The sequence below is a fragment of the Streptomyces sp. NPDC000345 genome (genome assembly GCF_042898825.1).
Lineage (GTDB): Bacteria > Actinomycetota > Actinomycetes > Streptomycetales > Streptomycetaceae > Streptomyces.
In genome coordinates, this window is sequence record NZ_JBIAZE010000013.1 from 179,564 (window position 1) to 204,383 (window position 24,820).

The 24,820-nt window shown below is 73.7% G+C and carries 17 protein-coding genes; 10 read left to right on the forward strand and 7 right to left on the reverse strand.

The genetic code is table 11. The annotated features are described in order from the left end of the window. Positions 1-70 precede the first annotated feature (70 nt). Complete coding sequence (locus ACFY30_RS28735; RefSeq protein ID WP_390848057.1) at positions 71-1,948, forward strand: serine/threonine-protein kinase; 1,878 nt, start codon at positions 71-73, stop codon at positions 1,946-1,948. 69 nt (positions 1,949-2,017) lie between these two features. Here the strand turns inward: ACFY30_RS28735 and ACFY30_RS28740 are convergent, their stop codons facing one another. The 5 genes from ACFY30_RS28740 to ACFY30_RS28760 form a co-directional block, all read right to left on the reverse strand. After that, a complete protein-coding gene (locus tag ACFY30_RS28740) occupies positions 2,018-2,983 on the reverse strand; it encodes a DUF1152 domain-containing protein (RefSeq protein ID WP_390848059.1) in 966 nt (321 codons plus the stop codon). A 202-nt stretch (positions 2,984-3,185) separates the two neighbouring features. Then, the gene (locus tag ACFY30_RS28745) at positions 3,186-4,550 is read right to left on the reverse strand and encodes an FAD-dependent oxidoreductase (RefSeq protein ID WP_390848060.1); all 1,365 of its coding nucleotides are present in this window, start codon (positions 4,548-4,550) and stop codon (positions 3,186-3,188) included. Positions 4,551-4,695: 145 nt separating this feature from the next. After that, positions 4,696-7,332 carry a SpoIIE family protein phosphatase gene (locus tag ACFY30_RS28750; RefSeq protein ID WP_390848061.1) on the reverse strand — a complete coding sequence of 879 codons (2,637 nt, stop codon included), beginning with the start codon at positions 7,330-7,332 and terminating at the stop codon, positions 4,696-4,698. 127 nt (positions 7,333-7,459) lie between these two features. Beyond that, entirely contained in the window at positions 7,460-9,952 is a 2,493-nt protein-coding gene (locus ACFY30_RS28755; RefSeq protein WP_390848062.1) for a SpoIIE family protein phosphatase, read from the reverse strand. A 370-nt stretch (positions 9,953-10,322) separates the two neighbouring features. Further along, positions 10,323-10,997, reverse strand: a complete 675-nt coding sequence (locus ACFY30_RS28760) for a lipoprotein (RefSeq protein ID WP_390848063.1) — start codon at positions 10,995-10,997, stop codon at positions 10,323-10,325. A 202-nt stretch (positions 10,998-11,199) separates the two neighbouring features. Between ACFY30_RS28760 and ACFY30_RS28765 the strand changes: the two genes are divergently transcribed. The 8 genes from ACFY30_RS28765 to ACFY30_RS28800 all read left to right on the forward strand — a co-directional run bounded on the left by ACFY30_RS28765 (position 11,200) and on the right by ACFY30_RS28800 (position 20,802). Continuing rightward, a complete protein-coding gene (locus tag ACFY30_RS28765) occupies positions 11,200-11,739 on the forward strand; it encodes an isochorismatase family cysteine hydrolase (protein WP_390848064.1) in 540 nt (179 codons plus the stop codon). Positions 11,740-11,875: 136 nt separating this feature from the next. Continuing rightward, a complete protein-coding gene (locus tag ACFY30_RS28770; protein ID WP_390848065.1) occupies positions 11,876-13,300 on the forward strand; it encodes an alkaline phosphatase family protein in 1,425 nt (474 codons plus the stop codon). A gap of 233 nt (positions 13,301-13,533) precedes the next feature. Then, complete coding sequence (locus ACFY30_RS28775; RefSeq protein WP_390848066.1) at positions 13,534-14,346, forward strand: hypothetical protein; 813 nt, start codon at positions 13,534-13,536, stop codon at positions 14,344-14,346. A gap of 196 nt (positions 14,347-14,542) precedes the next feature. Next, on the forward strand, positions 14,543-16,576 hold the full coding sequence (locus ACFY30_RS28780) for a DUF1996 domain-containing protein (RefSeq protein WP_390848112.1): 2,034 nt from the start codon (positions 14,543-14,545) through the stop codon (positions 16,574-16,576). Positions 16,577-16,727: 151 nt separating this feature from the next. After that, positions 16,728-18,434, forward strand: coding sequence for a tetratricopeptide repeat protein (locus ACFY30_RS28785; protein ID WP_390848067.1), 1,707 nt, complete (start codon positions 16,728-16,730; stop codon positions 18,432-18,434). Between the two features lie 78 nt (positions 18,435-18,512). Continuing rightward, entirely contained in the window at positions 18,513-19,892 is a 1,380-nt protein-coding gene (locus ACFY30_RS28790; RefSeq protein WP_390848068.1) for a diacylglycerol/lipid kinase family protein, read from the forward strand. Then, positions 19,885-20,457 carry a phosphatase PAP2 family protein gene (locus ACFY30_RS28795; RefSeq protein ID WP_390848069.1) on the forward strand — a complete coding sequence of 191 codons (573 nt, stop codon included), beginning with the start codon at positions 19,885-19,887 and terminating at the stop codon, positions 20,455-20,457. The genes ACFY30_RS28790 and ACFY30_RS28795 overlap by 8 nt, the downstream gene beginning before the upstream one ends. Before the next feature lie 171 nt (positions 20,458-20,628). Further along, positions 20,629-20,802, forward strand: coding sequence for a hypothetical protein (locus ACFY30_RS28800; protein WP_390848070.1), 174 nt, complete (start codon positions 20,629-20,631; stop codon positions 20,800-20,802). 263 nt (positions 20,803-21,065) lie between these two features. Here the strand turns inward: ACFY30_RS28800 and ACFY30_RS28805 are convergent, their stop codons facing one another. Together ACFY30_RS28805 and ACFY30_RS28810 are read right to left on the reverse strand one after the other, a co-directional pair. Continuing rightward, positions 21,066-23,156: an NlpC/P60 family protein gene (locus ACFY30_RS28805; protein ID WP_390848071.1), complete on the reverse strand. Its 2,091-nt coding sequence runs from the start codon at positions 23,154-23,156 to the stop codon at positions 21,066-21,068. Between the two features lie 311 nt (positions 23,157-23,467). Then, a complete protein-coding gene (locus tag ACFY30_RS28810) occupies positions 23,468-23,794 on the reverse strand; it encodes a helix-turn-helix transcriptional regulator (protein ID WP_390848073.1) in 327 nt (108 codons plus the stop codon). Between the two features lie 126 nt (positions 23,795-23,920). On the opposite strand from ACFY30_RS28810, the gene ACFY30_RS28815 reads away from it, so the two are divergent. Next, entirely contained in the window at positions 23,921-24,736 is an 816-nt protein-coding gene (locus ACFY30_RS28815; protein WP_390848074.1) for an anti-sigma factor antagonist, read from the forward strand. The last annotated feature ends 84 nt before the right edge of the window (positions 24,737-24,820 follow it).

A 24,820-nucleotide genomic window follows, 5' to 3' on the forward strand; every position in this document is an offset into this window, starting at 1 on the left:
CGCGGACCATTCGCGCTGTGCCCCCTCTGGCGGACACACCACTGTCCGCGTCTACCCCTAAGCTCCCTCCATGAACACCGGGGAACCTGACAGACGCGTCGTCGACGGCCGATTCGAACTGCTGCAACGGCTCGGCGGCGGAGGCATGGGATGGGTGTGGCGCGCCCGCGACCTGGCGCTGCACCGGGACGTCGCGGTCAAGGAGGTACGGCCGCCGGATCCCGCGCTGGCCGAATACGACCCCGAGGGCGCCCGCACCCTGCGCGAGCGCGTCCTGCGCGAGGCCCGCGCGCTGGCCCGCGTCCACCACCCCAACGTGGTCACCATCCACCACATCGTCGACGGCGGTGAGGGCACCTATCCGTGGATCGTGATGGAGCTGGTCACGGGGGGCTCGCTCCAGGACCGGCTGCAGCGCGGCGTGTTGACCCCCGTCGAGGCCGCGCGGGTGGGGCGCGAGGTGCTGTCCGCGCTGCGCGCCGCGCACGCCGTCGGCATCGAGCACCGCGACGTGAAACCGGCCAACGTCCTGCTGCGCCCCGACGGGCGGCCCGTGCTCACCGACTTCGGCATCGCCGCCGTCCGCGAGGCCACCAGCCTCACGGCGACCGGCTCCGTCATCGGCTCGCCCGACTTCATGGCGCCGGAACGCGTCAGCGGCAAGGACGGGGGCCCGGCCGCCGACCTCTGGTCGCTGGGGATGCTGCTGTACGTCTCCGTCGAGGGCCACCATCCGCTGCGCCGGGCCAGCACGCTCGCCACACTGGCCGCCGTGCTCGGCGAGGACGTACCGCCGCCCCGGCAGGCCGGCCCGCTGACCGGCCTGCTCACCGCGCTCCTCGTCCGCGATCCGCAGGCCCGCCCCGAGGCCGAGGAGGTCGACCGGCGGCTCGCGGCGGTGACGGGGGAGGCCCAGGACGCGTCGGCGGGGCCGGTGGGCGCCACCGGGGCTCCGGCCGCGGGCGCCGCCGTACCCGAGGACCGGCCGTTCCCCTCCATGGGCTCCGCCGTGTCCGGGGCCCGGCAGGCCCCGCCCGCGGGCCCGAAGGGCGCCTTCGGACCGTTCGCCGCCCCGACCACGCCCCCGGGTGTGCCCGCACCGGGCTTCTCCGGCGCGCACGCGGCGGATCGGCTCCTGGGATCCGCCGGCGCCCCGGGGTTCACCGGCGCGCCGACCTCCTATCCGCTCGCGCCGCCGCCGGCCGTTCCCTCCCCGGGAGCGGCGCCCGCCGCGGCCTTCGGTGCCGTGACGGCTGCCGCTTCCTCTACGCTGCCCCGGCCCCGCCGGACCCGGACCTCGGCCGTCGCCTCGGCCGTCGTCGGCACCGTCCTGACCGGCGTCCTGGTCTGGGCCGTTCCCCAGCTGAACGACGACGACAGTGGCGGCGGTGACGGCGGAGCGGCCGCGCCGACCTCCTCCACCACGCAGAGCAGCCGGTCGGGCTCCGCGTCGCCGAGCGGGTCGTCGTCCGGCGGTGACGCGGCGGGGGCGACCGACCTCCTCACCGAGGACGGTCTGCGTACGGCGGTGAAGAAGCTGAAGGCCGCGATGGGCGGCACGAAGGTCACCAGCCTCGTGGTGTACCCGGAGTACGCCATCGCGGAGGCGCCCGTCGACGGCAACCCGAAGCTCTACGACCGCTACGAGTACCGGGGCGGGGACGTGGCGGTGAAGGACGGGCCCGGCGGCACCGTGCGCACCGGCGACACCCCCGTGGACCTCGACACCTTCAACTGGGACGCCGTGCCCGGGCTGTTCACCGAAGCCGGGCGGACGCTCAACATCAGCGATCCGACCAGCCGTTACCTGGTCGTCGACCCGGCGTCCACCGTCTTCGACGACCCGCCGACGATGAGCGTCTACCTGGCCGACGACTACGGCGGCGCCTACCTGGAGGCCGATGTGAAGGGCAAGGTGATCGAGGCCCACCCCCGCGACAACGGCTGACAGGCCCGGTGCGGCGAGAGTGCGTGCCGAACGCCGCTCCTTCTCCCACGGAGATCCATCAGAAGGGCCCTAGTGCGGGAACGCCCGCGGCTGCCGCAGGACGGGGAGTTCGTCGCGGAACTCCTCGATGCGGGTGCTGATCTGCCGCATCAGGACGGTGTCGGTGAGGCGGTCCAGGTAGAGGTTGCGGCGGGCCAGGCCCACGGCGTCCACACAGAAGTACAGGGACATGAGGGGGTTGACGAACAACTCGCTGTCCCTGGTGCGCTCGGTGAAGCGCACGTCGCCGAAGTCGCCCCGTACGGCGGCGGCGACGGAGCCGTTCACGATGCTCGGGTGCCCGGGGGTGGACGCCTGGGCGTGAGCCACCGCGTCCAGGTACAGGGCCCCTTCACGGCTGTCGCGGGGCAGGGAGAAGGCACCCAGGTAGGCGCCCTCGCGGTCCAGCGCGGCCAGGTTCTCCAGGACCAGGGAGTGGTTGACGCCGTGATGGGCGTCCACGCCGAAGCCCAGGCAGGCCACCAGTCGGTGCTCGACCTCGTCGAGGGCGTGCACGGCCGCCAGACTCGCCATGTCCTCCTCGGGCGTGCCCAGTCCGTGCTCGTCGCCGCGCATCAGGATGTCCGTGCCGCCGTCCACCAGGACGAGGGCGTCGACGCCGCCGAGGTGGCTCAGCAGGGCCCGGTAGGCGTCCCGCAGCGGCGCCACACCGGTGCGGGGGAACGCGTACACCGTGGCGGGCAGCCCCTGCCGGTCCAGCCAGGTGGCCAGGGTGTGTTCGGGGAAGTAGTCGCCCCGCGCCGGGGTGTCGGGGCGCACCACCGCGACGTCCGGCTCCAGCCATACCTCGGAGGGCAGGCCGTACAACTCGGTGAAGGAGAGGTTGGCCAGATGGACGTCCTTGCCGGCCGACCGCAGCGCGAGCGCCAGCGGAAGGCCCGCGAACACGTCGAACCCGCCGCCCGCACCGGCGACGAGGACCCGCCGCGCGTCGCGCAACCGGGTGAACAGGGGAGGCTCGTGAAGGAAGAACACGCCGGGACGCTAGCAGCCGTCGATCATGCGCCCCACCATTTTCCGGCCCCCGGGCCGGGACCCGACGGGCCGAACCGGTCCGCATCCGGTCCACAGCCCCCGCCTGCGGGCGTGCCGGTGGCCGACGTATGGCTGGTGGGGTCGGCCGAGGGCCCCGGTGGCGTCGTGCCGCCGGGGCCGCGGGCAGGGTGCCCGGGGGTGCTTACGCGCCGCTCTCGCGGAGCATGTCCTCGCGTTCGACGATCTTGACGCGTTCGCGGCCCTGCGGCTCGCCCAGGGCCTTCTCGGCGGCGTCCAGCCTGTACCAGCCCTCCCAGGTGGTGTAGCGGACGTCGCGGTCGCCGAGGAACGCGTCCACGGCCTCCGGCTCGGGCGAGGACGGCGTCTGCAGCCGGCCGCCCGTGTAGTCGGCGAGGAGGTTCGACACCGTCTCGTTGGCGTCGCCCTTGGTGTGGCCGATCAGGCCGACCGGGCCGCGCCGGATCCAGCCGGTGACGTACACCGACTGCAGGTGGTTGCCGCTCTCCTCGACGACCCGGCCGCCCTCGTCCGGAACCGTGCCCGAGTCGATGTCCCAGGGCAGCTTGGGCAGCTTCTCCGAGAGGTAGCCGACCGCGCGGTAGACCGCGGTGACGTCCCAGTCCTTGAACTCCCCGGTGCCCTTGACGTTGCCCGTGCCGTCGAGGGCGGTGCGCTCGGTGCGCAGGCCGACGACCTTGCCGTCCTCGCCGAGGACCTCCGAGGGCGACTCGAAGAAGTGCAGGAACAGCTTGTGCGGACGGTCGCCGACGTCGCGGATCGCCCAGTTCTCCAGCGTCTTGGCGACCATGTCGGCCTGCTTGTTGCCACGCCGGGTCGCGATCGAGCCCTCGTCGTAGTCGATGTCCTCGGGATCGACGACGACCTCGATGGTGGGGGAGTGGTCCAGCTCCCGCAGCTCCATCGGCGAGAACTTGGCCTGCGCCGGGCCACGGCGGCCGAAGACGTGGATCTCCAGCGCCTTGTTGGCCTTCAGACCGTCGTAGACGTTCGGCGGGATCTCCGTCGGCAGCAGCTCGTCCGCCGTCTTCGCCAGGATGCGGGCCACGTCCAGCGCGACGTTGCCGACGCCGAGGACGGCGACCTTCTCGGCCTGAAGCGGCCACGTGCGCGGCACGTCCGGGTGACCGTCGTACCAGGAGACGAAGTCGGCGGCGCCGTAGGAGCCGTCGAGCTCGATACCGGGTATCGACAGCTCGCGGTCGGCCATCGCGCCGGTGGAGAAGATCACCGCGTCGTAGAAGGCGCGCAGGTCGTCCAGGTTGATGTCGGTCGGGTAGTCGACATTGCCGAAGAGACGTATCTGCGGCTTGTCGAGCACCTGGTGCAGGGCGGTGATGATGCCCTTGATCCGGGGGTGGTCGGGGGCCACGCCGTAACGGATCAGTCCGAACGGGGCCGGCATCCGCTCGAAGAGGTCGATGGAGACACCGGGGTCGGCGGCCACATCGGACTTGAGCAGCGCGTCGGCGGCGTAGATCCCGGCGGGGCCGGCTCCGACGATGGCTACCCGCAGGGGGCGGGGCATGATCAGGTTCCCTTCGAGCGGCGACAGATCAACTCGGGGGAAGCCTAAACTGAGGCATACCTAACCCGGTACGCGGGTCCGTTCTATGGACTCATAAACATCATTTATGAGTCAAAGATCGCATCGGCGCCGGATCCGCCCCGCCCTACGGCAGGGGCTGTTCCGCCCAGATGACCTTGCCGGTGGGCGTGTAGCGGGTCCCCCAGCGGTCGCTCAGCTGCGCGACCAGGAACAGCCCGCGCCCGCCCTCGTCCGTCATCGCCGCGTACCGCAGATGCGGCGAGGTGTTGCTGCTGTCGGAGACCTCGCAGATCAGGGTGCGGTCGCGCAGCAGCCGGACGCGGACCGGGGCACTGCCGTAGCGAAGGGCGTTGGTGACCAGCTCGCTCAGGATCAGCTCCGTGGTGAACGACAGGTCCTCCAGGTCCCACGCGGCCAGCCGCCGGGCGACCGCCGCCCGCACCTCGCCCACCGCCGCCGGATCCATCGGCACGTCCCACTCGGCGACCCGGTCCGCGCCGAGCGCCCGGGTGCCCGCCACGATCAGCGCGATGTCGTCGTTCGGCCGCGCCGGCAGCAGCTCGTCCAGGACACTCCGGCACGCCTGCTCCGGCGTACCGCCGGCGCTCCGCTCCAGGGCCGAGCGCAACAGCTCCAGCCCCGTGTCGATGTCCCGCTGCCGGTCCTCCACCAGCCCGTCCGTGTACAGCACCAGCCGGCTGCCCTCCGCCAGCTCCAGCTCCGCCGTCTCGAACGGCAGCCCGCCCAGGCCCAGCGGCAGCCCGGCCGGTACCTCGGGGTACTCCACCCGGCCGTCGGGGTGGACCAGCGCCGGCGGCGGATGCCCGGCCCGGGCGACGGTGCACCGCCGCGCCACCGGATCGTAGATGGCGTACAGACAGGTCGCCCCCGATACCGGCGCGCCGACGGCGTCGGCCGACTCGTCCTGGTCGATCCGGGTCACCAGCTCGTCCAGCAGCCCCAGCAGCTCCTCGGGCGGCAGGTCGAGGGCGGAGAAGTTGTGCACCGCGGTGCGCAGCCGGCCCATCGTGGCCGCCGCGTGCAGGCCGTGCCCGACCACGTCACCCACCACCAGCGCCACCCGCGCCCCGGACAGCGGCAGTACGTCGAACCAGTCGCCGCCGACCCCTGCCTGTGCGGGCAGATAGCGGTAGGCGATGTCCAGCGCGTTCTGCTCGGGCAGGGTGCGCGGCAGCAGACTGCGCTGCAGGGTGACGGCCATGCCGTGCTCGCGGGTGAAACGGCGCGCGTTGTCGATGGAGACCGCCGCCCGCGCCACCAGCTCCTCCGCCAGGGCCACCTCCTCCGGGTCGAACGGCTCGGGCCGCTCCGAGCGCAGGAAACTGACCACGCCCAGCAACAGGGCCCCCGCCCGCACCGGCACGGTGATCAGCGAGTGGATGCCGAACTCCACGACCTGCTCGGTCCGCTCCAGATCCTGGGCCCGCCAGCCCGGCGACTCCGCGAGCCGCGCCTCCAGGACGGCCCGCTCGCTCGCCAGGCTGCGGGCCTGCGGCGCCGAGTCCACGAACCGGATCCGCTCGCCCACCGCGTACAGCGGCGCGCCCTTGCGGACCCCGCTCATCGCCGTGCGCCGCAGCGTGGCCCGCGCCTCCGGCTCCTCACCGTCCAGGACGGCGTCGAACAGGTCGACGGTGACGAAGTCCGCGAACCGGGGCACCGCCAGCTCCGTCAGCTCCTGAGCCGTGCGGGTGACGTCCAGGCTCGTCCCGATCCCCACCCCGGCCGCGTACAGCAGGTCGAGACGCTCACGGGCCGCCTCCGCACGACCGGACAGGGCGCGCAGCTCCGTGGAGTCGCGCAGGGTGGCGACGCTGCCCGCCGGGCCGCCCGTCAGGTCCGTGGGCCGCTGGTTGATCGCCAGCAGCCGGTCCCCGACCAGATGCACCTCGTCCGTGACCATCCGCCCGGACGCCAGCAGTTCGGCGGTGCCGGGATCCAGGCCCAGGTCGAGTACCTGGCGGCGTTCGGCGTCCGGCGGCAGGTCCAGCAGACGGTGCGCCTCGTCGTTGGCGAGCAGCAGCTCGCCGTCCCCGCCGACGATGATCACGCCTTCGCGCACGGAGTGCAGCACCGCGTCGTGGTGCTCGTACATCCGCGTCATCTCGCGCGGTCCGAGACCGTGGGTCTGGCGCAGCAGCCGGCGGCTGACCAGCGCCGTGCTCGCGGTGGCCAGGGCGAGGGCCGCCGCGGCGCTGCCGAGGACGAGCGGCAGCTGACGGTCGGCGTTGCCGCCGACGTGCTTGGTGGTGATGCCGGACGACACCAGGCCGACCACCGTCCCGTCGGGCGCCTTGACGGGCACGACGGCCTGCACCAGCCGGCCGATGGTCCCGTCGACCTCCTCGACCTCGGTGCCGCCGTCCAGCGCCGGCTGGATGTCGCCGACGAACTTCTTGCCGATGCGGTCCGGTTTGGGATGCGTGTAGCGGATGCCGTCGGTGTTCATGACGACGATGAAGTCCATGTCGGCGGCCTTGCGGGCCGCCTCGGCCGACGGCTGGAGGACCGCCGTGGGGTCGGGGCTGCGCAGGGCCTCGACGATGCCCGGCGAGTTGGCGTACGTCTGCGCCACCGCGAGGGAGCGGTTGCGGGCCTCCTGCGTGCTGTCGTGGCGCACCTGCAGCAGCAGCGCCACGACGGCCGCCACCACCAGCAGCAGCACGATGGCCACTTGCAGGAAGAACACCTGCGCGGCGAGACTGCGCCCGCCCAGTGCCGACTCGGGCGCACGCCGCATTCCCGAGCCCCGGGGACGACGGGCCGGCCGGGCACCCGGGCGCCCCAGGACACGTGCCATGTGCCATTCCTACACTGCCAGGCCCCGTGAGGCGAGAGACGTCACACAGGGTCACGGGCCGGGCTGGTCATGATTCCCCTGTGTGATCTTCACGGTCGTCGGGAAGGGTGGCGAGCAGCAGGGCGATGTCGTCCGCCCGGTCGGCCGCCTGCCGGGCCGACGCGGTCAGCCGGTCCGCCACCTCCCCCAGGGAGCGCCCGCTCGCGTCGCCCGCGCCGGCCAGGACCGTGCGCAGCGCGGCGATGCCCTCGTCGATGTCGTGCCCGGGCCGTTCCACCAGCCCGTCCGTGTACAGCGCCAGGATCGCGCCGGGGTCGAGCCGCAGCTCCGCCACGGGGTACTGGGCGCGCGGGTCGACCCCCAGCACCACCCCGCCCGGCAGGTCCACTGTCGTCGTACGGCCGTCGGGCCGGCGCAGCAGCGGGGGCAGATGGCCGGCCCGGGCGGCCCTGGCCAGGCCGGTGGCCGGGTCCAGCCGGACGTAGCAGCAGCTGGCGAACTGGCCGGGGTCGAGATCGATGAGCAGGTGGTTCGTGCCCGACATGACCTCCTGCGGCGGATGGTCGCTGAGCGCGAACGCCCGGACCGCGCTGCGCAGCTGCCCCATGGTGGCCGCCGCCTGCACCCCGTGCCCCTGGACGTCCCCGATGACCAGCGCCAGCCCGTCACCGGCCTCCACGACGTCGTACCAGTCGCCGCCGACGTCCATGCCCTCGGTGCCCGGCAGATAGCGTCCCGCGGTCTCCACGCGCGCGTGCTGCGACAGCCGCCGCGGGAGCAGCGCCTGCTGCAGCCCGCGCGCGAGGGCCGCCTCGGTGTCGTAGCGCTTGGCCTTCTCCATGGCGTGGGCGATCAGCCCGGCCAGCGCGGTCAGCACCGTGCGCTCCTCCTGGCTGAAGCTGCGCGGGCCGTCGAAGCCGAGGATGCACGAGCCGACCGGCCGGCCCGACGCGATCAGCGGGAGGAAGGCGCGGGCGCCCTCCGTCGCGTCCAGCGCGATGCCCGGATAGGCGGCCGCCAGTTGCTGCATCGAGTCGAAGAAGAGCGGACGGCCGGTGGTGAGCGTCTCCACGCCGGGCAGCCGGGCGTCGAGGCCCACCCCCTCGAACGGCGCGAGGAAGCCCTCCGGGAAGCCGTTCTCCCACGCCAGGTACAGATGCCGCTCCTGCAGCAGGTAGATCGCCAGCCGGCGGCCCCCGAACGCGGGCAGCAGCTCCTGCATGACCACCGCCGACACCTGGCGCGCGGTCACCGCCTCGGTCAGCGCGATCGCCAGCACGATCGGCCGGTACAGCGGGGCGGTCGACGCGGCCGCCTCCGGCGCCGGGACCTCGGCGTCCACCGGCTCGGGGGCCGATGCGGAGGGGACGCGGTTCGCCGGGACCGCCTTGCACGTGAGCAGATCGGGGCCGGGATAGACGGACAGGCTCAGCCAGTCGCCCTCGAAGACCCGCGGGCGGTCGGGGGGCCGCCGTACGTGGAAGTGCACCGGCTCGGGCGACAGCAGGGCACCGCGCAGATGCTCCTCGCAGCTCGACTGGTTCAGCCACGGCACGGCGTCCCACAGCGGCCGGCCGACCAGTTCGGCCCGGTCGACGCCCAGGAAGTGCGCCGCCCGGGAGTTGGCGTAGACGACCAGCCCGAGCCGGTCGAGGCAGAAGACGCCCTCCGGGAGCAGGTCGGCCGCGCCGTCGGCGAGGGCCCCCGCGCCGGGGTCGAGGAGGACACCGGTGACGGCCCCGGACGGCCCCTCGGCCGCCGCCCACAGCTCCAGCAACCGCATGCCGCCCTCCGTCGTGCGCACCTCCAGGGGCAGCGGCGGGGGGCTGCCCCGCGCGGTCTCGCGCAGAAGGCCGGGCAGCCGGTGGGCGTCGGTCGGGTCGACGGCCCGGGCCAGCGCGTCCAGCGTGGCGGGAAGGTCCCCGGGCGGCAGCCCGAACAGGGCGCGCGCCCGCTCGTCGGCCACGACGGTGTCGGACACCGGGTCCCACGAGAACCGTCCGACCCGCCCCGGTGCCGGGCCCGCCACCGGCGGCCGTACGCACACCGGCTCCTCGTCCCACGTCACGGCCACACCGTCGGCCTCCAGCCGCAGCAGGTCCGCCGCCAGACGGTCCGCCACCGCCGCCAGCCGCTCGCGCTGCGCCAGCACCTCCGCCGCGTCGGCGACCGCCGCCCGCAGCACGAGCAGCACCCCGAAGGAGCGGCCCTCCACCGCGACCGGGACGTAGAGGGAACCGAACTGGAAGGGGAGCCCCGCCGCCAGTTGCGGATACCGGCGCATCGCCTCCGTCGCGTTCGCCAGCACCACCGGTACGCCCGTCCGCTGGACGTCCACCACGGGGAACGGCCGGTCCTCGTGCACCCGCCACCAGGGCCGGAACAGCGGTCCCGGGAGCCCCGCGAGCACGGCGAGCCGGAGCACCCCTTGCGTGCGCGAGCACAGGTAAGCGCCCCCGGCACGCCCGCCCGTCGCCCGCAGCGCGTCGACCGCGGCAGCGGTCAGCAGCGCGGGCAGCGACCCGGCCGGCTTCCGCTCGTCCTCGGCGCTCCCAGTCATGGCCCTACCTCGTCCGTGCGCCGCCGCGTGGGCGACACAGCAAGAATGCGCCACATCCGACCGGATGTGCATCCGCACCCGGCAGGCCGGGGTGCTGCCGCAAGGCCGGGCCGGGCGGAGGGGGAGAGAACCGGAGACGCCGGGACGCGGGAGCGCCGCTCCGCGCGGCGACGGCACACGGCGGGGCGCCCGGAGATCGGCGTCCGGCGGGGTGGCAGGCTCCGCGGCCGTGCCTCGATGGGTGTGGGTGCTGTGTCGTGTGGCCGGGTGGAGCGGAGCGGCGCCCCGCCGGGTGGCCGGTTCCGGGGCGGTGCCGCGGTGGGTGGGCGTGCCGGGCCGCACGGCCGGGGCGACCGTGCGGCGGCCGGGGTCAGGGCGTCGTGTGCAGGGTGGTCTTCGCGAGTTCGTAGGCCGGGAGCATCGCCTCGTGCTCCTCGTTGTCCAGGCCGCCGAGGTGGAGCACGACGGGCCCGCCGGGCGTGACGACGGCGAGGGCACGGGCCTTCTTCGCCTCCGTTCCGCCACCGGGTGTGACGTACTCGACCTCGGTGCCGGTGACGTCGCCCGCCCTGAAGCCGCGGTACTTCTCCCGGCCGGCCCCCGGCTCGTCGGCCACGAAGTCCTCGAGCACGGCGCGTGCGCCGGCGTCGCCGGGCTCACCGGTCCAGACCCGCAGGAACCCGATGTTGCCCGCCGGCTTGGCGTCGATCTCACAGGCCATGGTGACCGGCCCCTGGTGCAGAAACGCGTCGGCCAGGTCGGCCAGTTCCTCGCTCACGTCGTCCGCCGCTCCGGCGTCGACGGCCTTCGCCTTCCAGGACTCGGCGATGTCGAAGGTGACGGGCAGCTCGCAGGCCGAGCCCGCCGCACCGACGGTCCCTCCCCGGCGGGCGACCTCGGCCGCCGTCGAACCCCCGCCGCCGCTCCCGCCCCCGCTGCCGTCCCCCTCCCCGGCCGCACAGCCCGTCACCAGTCCCGTCACCAGTCCCGTCAGCAGGGCGGCCAGTGCCGGCCCCCGCCTCCCGTTTCCCACCCCGAAGCGCACCGCGCCGTCTCCTCTCGATCCAGGCGGTGCACTGTAACGCGAAGGGCAGGGCCTCCCGCCACGGAATACGCCCGGCGGGGTGCCGCCCCGCACCGGGCCGCGGACACGGCCCGGCGCCCGGATCCGCCGCCGGTTCAGGCCTTCGGGTGAGCGCACATGACGTGCTGTCACACCCGGGCCCTGGCTGGGAACCATGAGACCCATGGGCAAGACCGCGCTGATCGTCATCGACATGATCAACACCTACGACCACCAGGACGCCGACCTGCTGCTGCCGTCGGCGCGCAGAGTGGTCCCGGTCGCCGCCGGTCTCCTCGCCCGCGCCCGCCGCGACGGCACACCGGTCGTCTACGTCAACGACAACTTCGGCCAGTGGCGCTCCCACCACGGCGAACTCCTCGGCACGGCCCTCGCCGGCCCCCATGCCGACCTGGTCGAACCGCTGCAGCCCGACGAGGACTCCCTGTTCGTCGTCAAGGCCCGTCACTCGATCTTCTTCGAGACGCCCCTGTCGTATCTGCTCGACCAGGAGGGGGTGGACCACCTCGTGCTGTGCGGTCAGGTCACCGAGCAGTGCGTGCTGTACTCGGCGCTCGACGCCCACATCCGCCATCTGCGGACGACGGTGCCCCGGGACGCCGTCGCCCACATCCACGCCGATCTCGCCGACGCGGCCCTGCGGATGATGGAGCGGAACATGGAGGCGCGGGTCTGCGACAGCGCGGACGTCTGGTCGACCTGAACGGCCCCCACGACACGAACGGCGTGAACCGCGCGAACGTCACGCCCCCGAACGCCGCCTGACGACGGGCCGCCCCACGTCGGCCCCTCTCCGCGCGCGCCGCCCCACCGTTCTCTCCGCTCGACAAGGACACAACATGGCCGAGTTGACCCGCCGCAGACTGCTGGGCTCCGCGGGCGCGCTGGGCGCGGCCGCGGCCGTCACCCTCCTCCCGCCGAGCGTGCGCAGGGCCGTCGCCGCCGAGCCGCCGCGGCGCGGCTCGCTCGCCGACGTCGAGCACGTCGTCCTGCTGATGCAGGAGAACCGGTCGTTCGACCACTACTTCGGCACCCTGTCCGGGGTGCGCGGCTTCGCCGACCCGGACGCGCTGACCCTCGACACCGGACGCTCGGTCTTCCACCAGCCGGACGCCGAGCACCCGCAGGGCCACCTGCTGCCCTTCCACCTCGACACCCGCACCACCAGCGCCCAGGCCATCCCCTCCACCAGCCACTCCTGGTCGGTGCAGCACGAGGCGTGGAACGGCGGCAAGATGGACCGCTGGCTGCCGGCCCACCGCAAGGCCGACGGCCCGAACGCCCCGTACGTCATGGGCTACCACACCCGCGAGGACATCCCCTTCCAGTTCGCGCTCGCCGAGGCCTTCACCCTCTGCGACCACTACTTCTGCTCGGTCCTCGGCCCGACCTGGCCCAACCGCCTGCTGTGGATGACCGGCACCCTCGACCCCGGCGGCACCCTGGGCGGGCCGGTCATCAACAACACCGCGCCGACGCCGTACCGCTGGACGACGTACGCCGAACGGCTCCAGGCGGCCGGGATCAGCTGGAAGGTGTACCAGCAGGAGGACGACTACGCCTGCAACGTGCTGGAGCAGTTCGCCGTGTTCCGTGCCGCCCAGCCGGGCTCCGAGCTGTACGAACGGGGCGTCCGGCCGCAGCCCGAGGGGACGTTCGAGGACGACGCCCGGGCCGACCGGCTGCCGACCGTGTCCTGGATCATGCCGACCAGTCACCAGTCGGAGCACCCGCATCACCTGCCGGCGGCCGGCGCGGCCTTCGTGGCCTCGAAGATCGAGGCGATCGCCGCCAACCCGAAGGTGTGGCGCAAGACGGCGTTCATCCTCAACTACGACGAGAACGACGGCCTGTTCGACCACGTGCCCCCGCCGACGCCGCCCGCCGGCACACCCGACGAGTTCGTACGGGGGCTCCCGGTCGGCGGCGGCTTCCGCGTCCCCGCGCTCGTCGTCTCGCCCTGGACCGTGGGCGGCTGGGTGGCCACGGAGACCTTCGACCACACCTCCACACTGCGGTTCCTGGAACGGGTCACCGGAGTCGAGGAGCCCAACATCAGCGCCTGGCGGCGCGCCGCCTTCGGCGACCTCACCTCCGCCTTCCGTTTCTCCTCCACCCGGCCGGTGGCACCCCGCCTGCCGGGCGACACGGCGGAGCAACTGGTGCGGGCGCAGCAGGCGGTGGCCGCGCTGCCCAGGCCCACGCCGCCCGGCGCGGCCCAGACGCTCCCGCCCCAGGAGCCGGGGAGCCGGCCACAGGTGTGACCGGCACCGCCCGTCACCGAACCGGTGCCGACAGTCCCGGTCCGTGAGGGAATGATCCTCGCGGGCCGTCTTCGCGTCTTCACAGGGGCGACACCGGCTCTCCCGCCGGGGTGGCGTCTCCCGCCGGTGACGTGCGCCGATCCCGCCGCGCGGGGCGGCGCCGTACGGGTGGGGGAGTAGTTCCGACCCGCCCGGACCCGGACGTCCGGGCGACGAGTTCCCTGGGGGGACCCTTGGTGATCCTGCGTCCAGACGCGGAGCGGCGCCACGACGGCCGTGCCGGGGACGGCGAGGACGGGCGGCGCCGCGGCGCCCCGGCCCGCGCGGCCGCCTTCGTGGGCCGGACCCTGCGGAGCGAGTGGTACGGCATCGTCGTCGACCCGGTGCGAGAGCTGCGCCGGCGCGGCCCCGGCGCGCTGCTGCTGGCGTTCGTGGCCTGCGGCGGCGTGATCTTCTTCCACGCCGTCGCGCAACGCCCGGCCGGCGCGACCGCCGTGCGGATCCTCGGCGGCGTCCAGGGCGACCTCCCGTTGTGGCTGGCCCTGTTGCGCACCCCGGTCTCCCTGTACGTCCCCGCCCTCGACCTGCCGGTGTGGGCCGGCATCACCCAGCTCTTCCTCGCCTTCGCCCTGGCCGAACTCGCCCTCGGCCGCCTCAGGACCCTGGCCGTCGCCTACGCGGCCACCCTCGCCGGCACCCTCACCGTGCGGGTGATGATCGCGATCGGGCCCGGCTGGTGGGGCCTCGGACTGCCGCCCGAGGCGGGGCAGGTGCTCGACACCGGCCCCTCCGCGGCGGTCGTGGGACTCTTCACGTACCTCTCCGTCGTCCGCCGCGCGCCCGTCGTCTTCATCCTCACCGGCGGCTCCATGGTGGTCGAGTCGATCGCCAAGCCCAACCTGGCCGGCCTCGAGCACCTGATAGCCGTGGCCGCCGCCGTCGTTCTGGGCCTTCTGCACGAACGCGGTCATCTCCGGCGGCCCCTGCGGGTTCCGGCGGCCCTTTCCGCGGCGGTGACGAAGGACCGCCGGGGACGGTCCACCTGAGATGTTGCTATGAATGCGTGAGGCGGTTGAACGCTCCTGTGCCCCGCTGCGTATAGGGCCGGGGGATTTCCATGCCCCGACCGCCGACCACGACGCGTAGGAGCACTCCTTGGTACACAACAGGCGCAGACGCCCGACAGGCGGACGACGTGCGACCTTCGCGGCGGTCGCACTGATCCTCGGCGGCGGCGGGCTGATGGCGGTGAACGTCTATGCCTCCGCCACTTCCAACGGCGAGACCGTGCAGCTGACGGGAGGGGGCGCGGTCACGATCGACTGTCCCGACGTCGGCAACGGCCTCACCGCCGTCCCGGAGCCGGCCGCACCCGAGGTCGCTCGCGAACTCGCCCTCCTGGACGAGCAGATAGCCGACGCCTACCGCCAACTCCAGGAGCAGGCGGATGCGGTACGGCAGGACCCCGGATTCGCCGACAACGCGGTCATGAACCCGCTGAAGGAGAAGCGCGGCGCGACGCTCGGCCGTATCGCGGACGCCATCGACCGGGCCGGCGACCGCCCGGAGGGCCTGGATTCCCTCGCCGCCTGCACCCTGCGCGTCACCGAGGAACCGGTCCAGGGGCAGCAACAGCAGGAACAGGGCCAGGAAGAGGGCCAGGAGCAGGAGCAGGGGCAGAACCAGAACGAAGGCCAGGGACAGGGCCAGGCTCAGGGGTCCGGTCAGAACGGCCAGCAGGGCAACGGCGGGCAGGCCGGCAACGGCCCCGTCGCCGGCGACTACGTGGACATCACCACCGTCCAGCCCGCGCAGCAGGGCGCCGACCCCGCCTCCGGCCCCTCGCGCGGCACCTTCACCACCAGCTGCGGCGTGAACGAGAACGGCCTGTTCAACTCGGACAACGTCATCGTCGCCCCCGGCGTCAGCAACGGCGCCCACCACTTCCACGACTACATCGGCAACCAGTCCAACACCGCCTTCGCCTCCGACGAGGACCTCGCGAACGCCGAGACCAGCTGCGTGGACCAGGGCGACAAGTCCACCTACTACTGGCCCGTCCTGCGGCTGCAGAACGGCACCCAGGAGCAGGACGCGGGAAGCCCCGGCGGCGGGATCGAGGGCAACGCCGGTGAGATCGTCACCCCCAAGGACGTCACGCTGACCTTCGTCGGCAACGCGCGCTCCAAGGTCACCGCGATGCCCCGGCTGCTGCGGATCATCACCGGCGACGCCAAGGCCTTCGTCAACGGCAACGCGAACGCCAACGCCTCCTGGAGCTGCACCGGCTTCGAGGACCGGCAGCTGAAGGACAAGTACCCGCTCTGCCCGGACGGCAGCGACGTGGTGCGCACCTTCCGCTTCCAGAGCTGCTGGGACGGCAGCAACATCGACAGCGCCAACCACCGCACCCACGTGGCCTTCGCCGCCACCGACGGCACCTGCCCGGCCGGTTTCGAGGCCATCCCGCAGCTGGTGCAGCGCATCGTCTACGACGTCGACGCGCCGAGCCTCGCCGACGGGGGCCGTACCACGCCGCTGTTCGCGGTGGACTCCTTCCCCGAGCAGCTCCACAAGCCGGTGACGGACCACGGTGACTTCATCAACGTCTTCGACGAGGACCTGATGGGGCAGATGGTCGGCTGCATCAACGACGGCCGGACCTGCGGCGCCGGAACCGGCGACGACGGCTCCGACGACGGTGCCGGCAACGGCGCGGACGACGGGGCGGGCAACGGGGCCGACAACGGCGCGGGCAACGGCGCCGGCGAAGGCGGCGGAGGGGACAACGGCTCCGGCGGAGCCTCGGACGACAACCCGGGTGACGACGCCCAGGAGCCCCCGGCCCAGTCCCAGGCCCCCGATGCCCCCGCCACCGAACCCGCGGAGACGGACCCCGCGGCAGGCGGCGACGGCGCCGGTGGCGGCTCCGCCGGCACGGGCCCCGACACCTACGCCAAGCCCACCGCCGACGCGCCCAAGGCGGCCACCCCGGCCCCCGGCACCGAGGCGGAGGGCGAGGTCGGCAAGGCCGCGACCGCCCCGGAGAAGACGCCGTCGCCGGCGGACACGGCCGCCGACACCCCGGCCGACACCGACACCCCGGCCGGCACCGGCGCACAGCCCCCGGCCGACACCGGGACCGGGACCCAGCCGCAGGCCGTCGAGGGCAGCCTGGCCGAGACCGGCGCCACCCTGTGGCCCGCGGCCGCCGGCGGCCTGCTGGTGATCGCCGGCTTCGTCGTCCTCTACCGCAACGTCCGCCGCACCGGCTGAGGCAGCGGATCACCACAGGAACACCACGAGGGGCCCGTCGCACCGGCGACGGGCCCCTCGCCCCGTACGGGTGCTCCCGCGCCGAGCCGCCGCTCCGGCACCGGCCCGCACGGTATACGTCGCCAGAACCGCGCGCGACGATGGGAGCACCATGGAATCCGTGGACCACGTGGACTACTACGACCTCGGCGGCCACCGCCGGCCCGTGACGACCTCGTCCCCCGAGGCCCAGCTGTGGTGCGACCGCGGACTGGTGTGGTCGTACGCCTTCCACCACGAGGAGGCCGTCGCCTGCTTCGAGGAGGCGGCCCGCGCCGACCCCGACTGCGCGATGGCGTACTGGGGCATCGCCTATGCCCTCGGCCCCAACTACAACAAGCCCTGGGAGTTCTTCGACGACCAGGACCTCGCCCGGACCGTCGCCCGCACCCACGCCGCGGTGGAGCTGGCCCACGAGAAGGCCGCCGGCGCCACCCCCGTGGAAAGGGCGCTGATCGGCGCGTTGCGGGCACGCTATCCGCAGAACCGGCCCGCGAAGGACTGCTCGGTGTGGAACGCGCCCTACGCCGACGCCATGCGCGCCGTCCACGCACTCGCCCCCGACGACCTCGACGTCGCCGCCCTGTACGCCGACGCGCTGATGAACCTCACGCCCTGGCAGCTGTGGGACCTGCGCACCGGCCGGCCCGCCGAGGGCGCCCGCACCGGCGAGGCCAAGGAGGTGCTCGACCGGGCGCTCACCGACCCGGCCTCGGCCGGGCACCCGGGCATCCTGCACTTCTACATCCACCTCATGGAGATGTCGCCCACCCCCGAGGCCGCCCTCCGGGTCGCCGACCGGCTGCGCGGACTGGTGCCCGACGCCGGCCACCTCCAGCACATGCCCTCGCACCTGGACGTGCTCTGCGGCGACTACCGGCGGGTGGTCACCGACAACACCGCGGCGATCGCCGCCGACGAGAAGATCCTGGCCCGTTCCGGCCCGATGAACTTCTACACGCTGTACCGGTGCCACAACCTCCACTTCAAGATCTACGGCGCGATGTTCCTCGGCCAGTGCGGGACCGCGCTGGAGACCGCGGGACGCCTGGAGGCCGCCGTTCCCGAGGAGCTGCTGCGGGTGGAGAGCCCGCCCATGGCCGACTGGCTGGAGGCCTTCCTCGGCATGCGGTTCCACGTCCTGATCCGCTTCGGCCGCTGGGACGACATCCTCGCCCTGCCGCTCCCCGCCGACCGGGAGCTCCACAGCGTCACGACGGCGCTGCTCCACTACGCCCGCGGGGTCGCCCTCTCCGCCACCGGCCGGGTGACGGACGCCGAGACCGAACGCGGGCTCTTCCGGGCGGCGGCCGAGCGGGTCCAGGAGACCCGCATGCTGTTCAACAACACCTGCCGGGACATCCTCGCGATCGCCTCCGCGATGCTGGACGGCGAGCTGGAGTACCGCAAGGGCCGGTACGACCTCGCCTTCGCCGCCCTAGAACGCTCGATCGAACTGGACGACAGCCTGCCCTACGACGAGCCGTGGGGCTGGATGCAGCCCACCCGGCACGCCTACGGCGCCCTGCTCCTCGAACAGGGCCGGGTCGCGGAGGCGGAGGCGGTGTACCGCGCCGACCTGGGACTCGACGACACGCTGCCGCGGCCGTCCCAGCACCCGGGCAACGTCTGGTCGCTGCACGGCTTCCACGAGTGCCTGGTCCGCCAGGGCAAGAACGCGGAGGCCAGGATCGTCGCCCAGCAGCTGAGGTTCGCGGCCGCGCTGGCGGACGTACCCGTCCGGGCGTCCTGCTTCTGCCGTCTGGACCCCTCCCACGTTCCGGGCGTCACCCCGGATTGCTGCGCCGTGGACAATTGACCGAATGCTGTCCACCTACCATGACCCGTACCACACGACACGCACCTCGAGGGGACCTGGGAGCATGGCGGGCGCACGGTGAACAAGACGCTTTCGAAGTGGACCGCGGGCGTGACGGGCCAGGACGCCGTCGCCCGGGCGCGCAGATGGGCCCGGCTCGCCCTGGTCCTGGTCCTCGGCTGCGCCGCGGTCGTGGCCGGCGGCGCCGGGTCCGGCGGCTGGCTGGTCCTGCTCGCCGGCCTCGCCGGTCTCGCGCTCGCCGGGGCCGGCGTCTGGTGGATGCTGGCCCACCGGGGCGGCGCCCGGTTCCTCGGCGGCGTGCTCGCCCTCACCTCGCCCGTGGGCGTGCTCGTGCTGTACGCCACCTCGGGGCTGTGGGTGGTGGCGGTCGGCGCCCTCGCGCTGTGGGCCGCGGCCCTGGCCTCGGCCCGCCAGTCGATGCGCTCCCTGCGCCGTCCCAAGGGCACCCACGGCCGCCGCACACCGCCGCCCCGCCGCCCCGTTCTGATCATGAACGTGCGGTCGGGCGGCGGAAAGGTCGAGAAGCACGGCCTCGTCGAGCGCGCCGAGTCGCTCGGTGCCCGGGTGGTGCTGCTGGGCACCGGCGAGGGCTGGACCGACCCGGTCGCCGAGGCCCGCAGGGCCGTCGCCGAGGGCGCGGACCTGCTCGGCGTCGCGGGCGGCGACGGCACCCAGGCGCTCGTCGCGGCCGTCGCCGCCGAACACGATCTGCCCTTCCTGGTCGTCGCCGCGGGCACCCGCAACCACTTCGCCATGGACCTCGGTCTGGACCGCACCGATCCCGTCCGCAGCCTCGACGCCCTCACCAGCGGCATCGAACTGCGCGTCGACCTCGGCGACGTCGACGGGCGGCCGTTCGTCAACACCGTCTCCTTCGGGGCGTACGCGGAGATAGTGCAGAACCCCGAGTACCGGGACGCGAAGGCGGCCACCGCCCTGGAGCACCTGCCCGACCTGCTGCAGGGCGGTGCGGGGCCGGCTCTCGACGTGCGCGCGGACGACACCCGTATCCAGGCCCCGCAGGCCGTGCTGGTCAGCAACAACGCCTACGCGCGCGCCGACCCCCTCGGCGGCGGCCGTCGGCCCCGCCTCGACGCCGGTCTGCTCGGCGTGATCGGCGTCCGCGTGGAGGGCGCCGCCCAGGCCGCCGAACTGGCCCTGCTCGGCGAACGGGCCAGCGGCATCACCACGCTCACCGCGCACCGCGTGGTCGTCGAGGCCGACCGGGACCGCATCCCGGTGGCCATCGACGGCGAGGCGCTCGAACTGCCCACCCCGGTGGTGTGCACCGTACGGCCCAGCGTGCTCCGGGTCCGGGTGCCCCGCCATCGCCCCGGCGCGGCCTACGCGCCACCGACGGTCGACTGGCGGCGCATCGCGCGCCTGGCCCTCGGCCATCCCGACCCCCGTACGATCAAGGATGCCTACGATGTCTGACCGCCTGCCGAAGCTCACCACCCCGCCACTGGTACGCGACCTCGCCACCCTGGACCAGGCGCTGTACGAGACGGTCACCATCACCCGCACCCCCACCCTGGACACCGCGCTGCGCCGGCTGTCCGCGGCCTCCGACCACTCCAAGCTGTCCTTCGCGGTCGCCGCGGGCCTCGCTCTGCGCGGCGGCCGCCCGCGCCGCGCCGCCGTCCTGGGCGTCGCCGCCATCGGTGTGGCCTCGGCGACCGCGAACCTGGTCGGCAAACGGCTCGTACGGCGTCGGCGGCCGCACCGCTCCGCGGACTCGCCGTTCCCCGGACGCCATGTGCCGATGCCGGACTCCGCGTCCTTCCCGTCCGGGCACACCGCCTCGGCCGTCGCCTTCGCGGCCGCCGTCGGCCAGGCACTCCCGGCCGCCGCCGTCCCGCTGGGCCTGCTCGCCTGTGCGGTCGGCTACTCCCGGGTCCACACCGGCGTGCACTACCCGGGCGATGTCGTCGCCGGCGCGCTCCTGGGCACGGGATCGGCGGCCCTGGTGCTGTCCCTCGCGGCCCGCGCGGACGTCTAGGGGAGTGGTCCCGCACGGATCGGTTCACGCCAGGTGAGCGAAAACGGTTTCAGGAACGGCCGGAATCCCATTTTCCACTACCGTAAGTAACATGGTCCACTTTCCTTCGACGCGGACCTACTGGCAAGTAGGCAAGCCCGCGGAAACCGTTGTTTCGTTCGGAGGACCCCCATGCCCTCGCCCGAGGACGCCCTGCACCAGGCCCGCACCGCCTACGAGGAGCACGTGCGCACGTGCCGTCAGTGCCACGTCGACATGTCGCCGTGCGCCGTCTCCAAGCTCCTCCTGCGCGCCTACAACAACGTCCGCAGAACCCAGGGACGCGCCGGCTCCGTCATGCGCTGAGGAAGCCGCTGCCCGTCCGTGACGGACGGGTGAGGCGGTGGGGGTCGCCTGGGGCGGTGGTCGGCCAGGGCGAGGCGGCGCCCGCCGGCTTCGCGCCGGACGGGACCAGTTCGCCCGGGTGCGCCTGGGCGACCCCGACACGGACCCCTGGCCCGGCTCGCCGGGCGGCTCGGCCCGCAGCCCCCGGCCGAGCATCACCGACGCACCGGACGTACGGCGTCCCGGTCGCCCTCGCCGTCATGGCGCTGACCGGGACGCTCACCTCACGCGGGCCGTACCGCGCCGCGTACCGTGCCCTCGCCGACGGCGAGGATCGGCTCCTCGCGGATGTGCGCGCCGGGGCCCGGGGCGTGGATCATCGTGCCGCCGTCGGTGCACAGACCGACGTGGCTGAGGTCGTCGTGGAAGAACACGAGGTCACCGGGGCGGAGTTCGTCCAGGCCGACCCGGGTGAAGGCCTTCGCCTGGTCGATCGCGGACCGCGGCAGGGTCACCCCGGCGGCCCGCCAGGCGGCCTGGGTGAGGCTGGAGCAGTCGTACGACTCCGGCCCGGTCGCACCCCATACGCAGGGCCGCCCGACCTGCGCACGCGCGAAGGCGAGCGCCTTGTCCGCCTTGCCCAGATAGGCCGCGCCGGTCGCGCTGAAGGTGGCGCCGACGGGGGCCGCGGCCGAGGCGGGGGCGGGCACCGGAGCCGGGGCGGGGGCCGGTGCGGCGACGGGCGCGGGAGCCGTGAGGACCGGCTCGGCGTAACCCATCGGCGCTCCCACGAGTCCCGCGGCGGGGTAGGTCATCATGCCCGGCATCGGCGCCGCGACGCCGACTCCGGAAGCCGGGAAGCCGGACTGGGGAGCGGCGCCGACGAGTTCGGGGGCGGGGAAGCCGGACTGGGGAGCGGCGCCCACGAGTTCGGGGGCCGGGAAGCCCGCCGCGGACGCGGTGAGGGCGGCGTCGGGCACGGGCAGACCGGCCGGGGACATGGCGAGGCCGGTCTGGGCCATCGGGGTGCCGGCCGGGGGCGTGGTCAGGGAGGCGTCCGGCATGGGGAAGCCGAACGACCCGCTCGCCGGGCCGGTCTGGGGCATCGGCGTGCCGGCGGCAGGCGTGCCGGGGCCGGCTTCGGGGTACGGGAAGCTGAACGGAGGCGCTCCACCGAATTCAGCGGACGGGAAGCCCGCCCCGCCGTTCGCGGCCACCGCGCCGGGGGCCGGGGCGCCGGCCTGGGGCACGGCACCGGCGTCGGGCATGGGGAAGGTGAACGAGCCGGTTCCGGGGCCGGGTTGGGCCGGGGGCGTTGCGGTGGCGGGGGTGGTGGGTCCGGCGTCGGGCATCGGGAAGGTGAACGAGCCGGTGGACGGGCCGGGTTGGGCCGCAGGGGTGCCGGACGCCGGGGTGGTGGTCACGGCATCGAAGTCGGGGAGGATGAACGAGCCCGTGGCGGGGTCGATCTCGGGCATCGGGAAGCTGAACGCGGGCTTCGCCACGCCGAACTCGGACGTCGGGAAGACGGGCGTCGACTCGGCGCCCCCGGCGGACCTGGCACGCCGGGAGGCGGATCTGCCGCCCCCGGACGGGGAGCCGGTCCCCGCCCCCGGCGTCATGATCTTGGCTTCGGGCAACTGGTCGTCGCCGCTTCCGCCGCCGACGCCGCTGGCGCCGCGCTGAGCCGCTCCGTCGGAGCCGGCGGCCGGCGCCTGGCCCGCCCACGCCGCCGCTGCCTCCGCCCGGTACACCTGCTGCTCCGCGGTGTCCCCGGGCTGCGACATGGGGGCGGCCGGAGGTCTCATCGGCTGTGCCGCCAAGGGCTGTGACGCCGTGCCCGGCTGCGGTCCCGTCGGCGGCACCGTCGGCTGCGACGGTATCGCCGGCGCGAGCTCCTCCCGGCGCGGCTCGAGGGCCGCGGGCGCCCGCTCGGGTGCCGCGGGCAGGGCGGGGACGGCCCGCGCGGTCAGCTCCGGGGTCCGCCGCTCGGGCGCCTCCAGTTCGAGTCTTCGGCCCGGCTCCGACGTACGCCCCGCACCGTTCTCGAAGGCCCTTTCCAACTCCATGGGCACCCGGGGGCCGGCCGGAGCGATGGGGCGGGCCGGCATCCGGTCGGCCGGCAGGACCGCCTCGACGGTGGGGCCGATGCTGTTGCGTGCCACGTCGAACCACTTGCGCGCCATGGCCTCGGTCGACGGGTCGGCCGACCCTCGCCCGCCCCGTGCGAGGGAGACACCGGACCGGCGGTTCGCGCCCGACATGGCGGCGCGCGTCGCGTTGAAGTTCCCGGTGTCGCTCTCGGCCCGGTCGTACAGCGCGTGGACCGCCTGCTGGACCTCCGCCCGGCTCGGCTCGCCGACCTCCATCGCCATGGAAGACGTACTCCTTCCGTGCACCGCCGGGCGCCCCGGCCCGCGGATCCGGGCGACCCCCGATTCGGGGATGCCCCAAGCTCTGTGCCCTGCCGGGCTGTTGGGCCGCGTGACCCGGCGGGGTGTGCCGGAGTCGTTCATGCGGTCTGGGCGTCAACCTAGCCAACATGTGTGACTGGTGTGAAGATTGAAGCGTTAAATGTCCGATACGTATTCGTGACCTTCGTCTCTCGCCCCGCCGGACCGGCCCGCAATGACCGGTTCACCACCGTTCATGATCGCCCACCGGGTCGCGAACGCGCCTCGTAGGTTCAGGAGTCGGGCCGGCGGGCACGGGTGGCCTCGTCCTGGGCGAGCAGCGAGAGCAGGGCGGCCACCTGCAGCCCGGCCTCCGCGGGATGGCGCAGCACCTTGTCCGGCTCGATCCGGTAGACGTTGCCCCGCCCCTCCCGGACGTGGGACAGATAGCCGTCCCGTTCCAGGTCGGCGATGATCTTCTGGACGGCGCGTTCCGTCAGTCGGCAGTGTGCGGCGATGTCACGGATCCGGGCGCTGCGGTCGTCCGCGATGGCCGCCAGCACGCGGGCGTGGTTGGTCAGAAACGTCCATCCGTTGTGCGGCTCGGGCACTCCCTCCATGCGGCAATCCTAGGGCCGGGCATTCATGTAAACAAATGCCGGAACTTCATTTCAGGTATCTGTTGACGTGTGACGGGTGGGCGAGTGAATCTGTTGTCGCAAGGAAATTGACCGGGGGAGGCGGTCATGTCGGATCCCGCGTACGACGCGAACCCTGGAACGGGTGACGCCCGGGGTGGTCTGGAGCCGACCGGTGCGCAGCCCGCCCGCCCGGTGGCCGCCCTGCGGATCACGGTCCGTCCGGACGGCGACCGCATCGTCGTGGCCGTCCACGGTGAACTCGACCTCGACTCCGTCGAACGCCTGGAGCGGGCTCTTCGTGCCGCCCTGCACGCGGCGGTCGGCGGTGTCGACCTGGAACTCGGCGATGTCGCCTTCTGCGACTGCTCCGCCCTCAACGTGCTGCTCGGCGCGCGTGAGCAGGGCCTGCGACAGGGCAAGACGGTCGCCCTGCGAAGCCTCGCCCCCGCCGTCGCACGCCTCCTCGAACTGACCGGCACCCGCCCGCTGTTCGCCGAGGCGGGGCCGGCCGGTCCCGCGGAGGGCGCCGACGGCGACGGCACGGCCCACGGCCCGGACCGGATCCCGGACGAAGCCGTCCTGCGCGACCTGCGCGTCGAGGTCGTCCAGCTGCGGCGCGCCATGCAGACCCGTCCGGTGATCGACCTGGCCCGCGGCGTTCTCATGGCGTCCTTCGCCCTGAGCGCCGAGGACGCCTGGCGGGTCCTCGTGGAGGCGTCGCAGCACACCAACACCAAGCTGCACCACCTCGCCCGGGACGTGGTGTCCGCCGTTCGGGGCGCACCGCCGGCCGACGCCGTGCAGGAACAGGTGGGCGCGGCGGTGGCCAGGATCCGGGCGGAGACGCTCGCGGGCGCCCCGGTCGGGGCGGCGGCGGAGACGGCGCCGGGGACGGCTGCCCGCCATTCGGCGGACGACTGAATCGATCGCCGTGACGATCGATTCCATCGTCAGACCTTGAGATTGTCGCGGAAACAGTCGTAGATTCGTCGTATTCACTCGTCC

Coding starts and splice junctions, on each gene's coding strand:
- ACFY30_RS28735 (WP_390848057.1), top strand. CDS start 71: ATGAACACCGGGGAACCTGACAGACGCGTCGTCGACGGCCGATTCGAA.
- ACFY30_RS28745 (WP_390848060.1), bottom strand. CDS start 4,550: ATGCCCCGCCCCCTGCGGGTAGCCATCGTCGGAGCCGGCCCCGCCGGG.
- ACFY30_RS28750 (WP_390848061.1), bottom strand. CDS start 7,332: ATGCGGCGTGCGCCCGAGTCGGCACTGGGCGGGCGCAGTCTCGCCGCG.
- ACFY30_RS28755 (WP_390848062.1), bottom strand. CDS start 9,952: ATGACTGGGAGCGCCGAGGACGAGCGGAAGCCGGCCGGGTCGCTGCCC.
- ACFY30_RS28765 (WP_390848064.1), top strand. CDS start 11,200: ATGGGCAAGACCGCGCTGATCGTCATCGACATGATCAACACCTACGAC.
- ACFY30_RS28770 (WP_390848065.1), top strand. CDS start 11,876: ATGGCCGAGTTGACCCGCCGCAGACTGCTGGGCTCCGCGGGCGCGCTG.
- ACFY30_RS28780 (WP_390848112.1), top strand. CDS start 14,543: ATGGCGGTGAACGTCTATGCCTCCGCCACTTCCAACGGCGAGACCGTG.
- ACFY30_RS28785 (WP_390848067.1), top strand. CDS start 16,728: ATGGAATCCGTGGACCACGTGGACTACTACGACCTCGGCGGCCACCGC.
- ACFY30_RS28795 (WP_390848069.1), top strand. CDS start 19,885: ATGTCTGACCGCCTGCCGAAGCTCACCACCCCGCCACTGGTACGCGAC.
- ACFY30_RS28800 (WP_390848070.1), top strand. CDS start 20,629: ATGCCCTCGCCCGAGGACGCCCTGCACCAGGCCCGCACCGCCTACGAG.
- ACFY30_RS28805 (WP_390848071.1), bottom strand. CDS start 23,156: ATGGCGATGGAGGTCGGCGAGCCGAGCCGGGCGGAGGTCCAGCAGGCG.
- ACFY30_RS28810 (WP_390848073.1), bottom strand. CDS start 23,794: ATGGAGGGAGTGCCCGAGCCGCACAACGGATGGACGTTTCTGACCAAC.
- ACFY30_RS28815 (WP_390848074.1), top strand. CDS start 23,921: ATGTCGGATCCCGCGTACGACGCGAACCCTGGAACGGGTGACGCCCGG.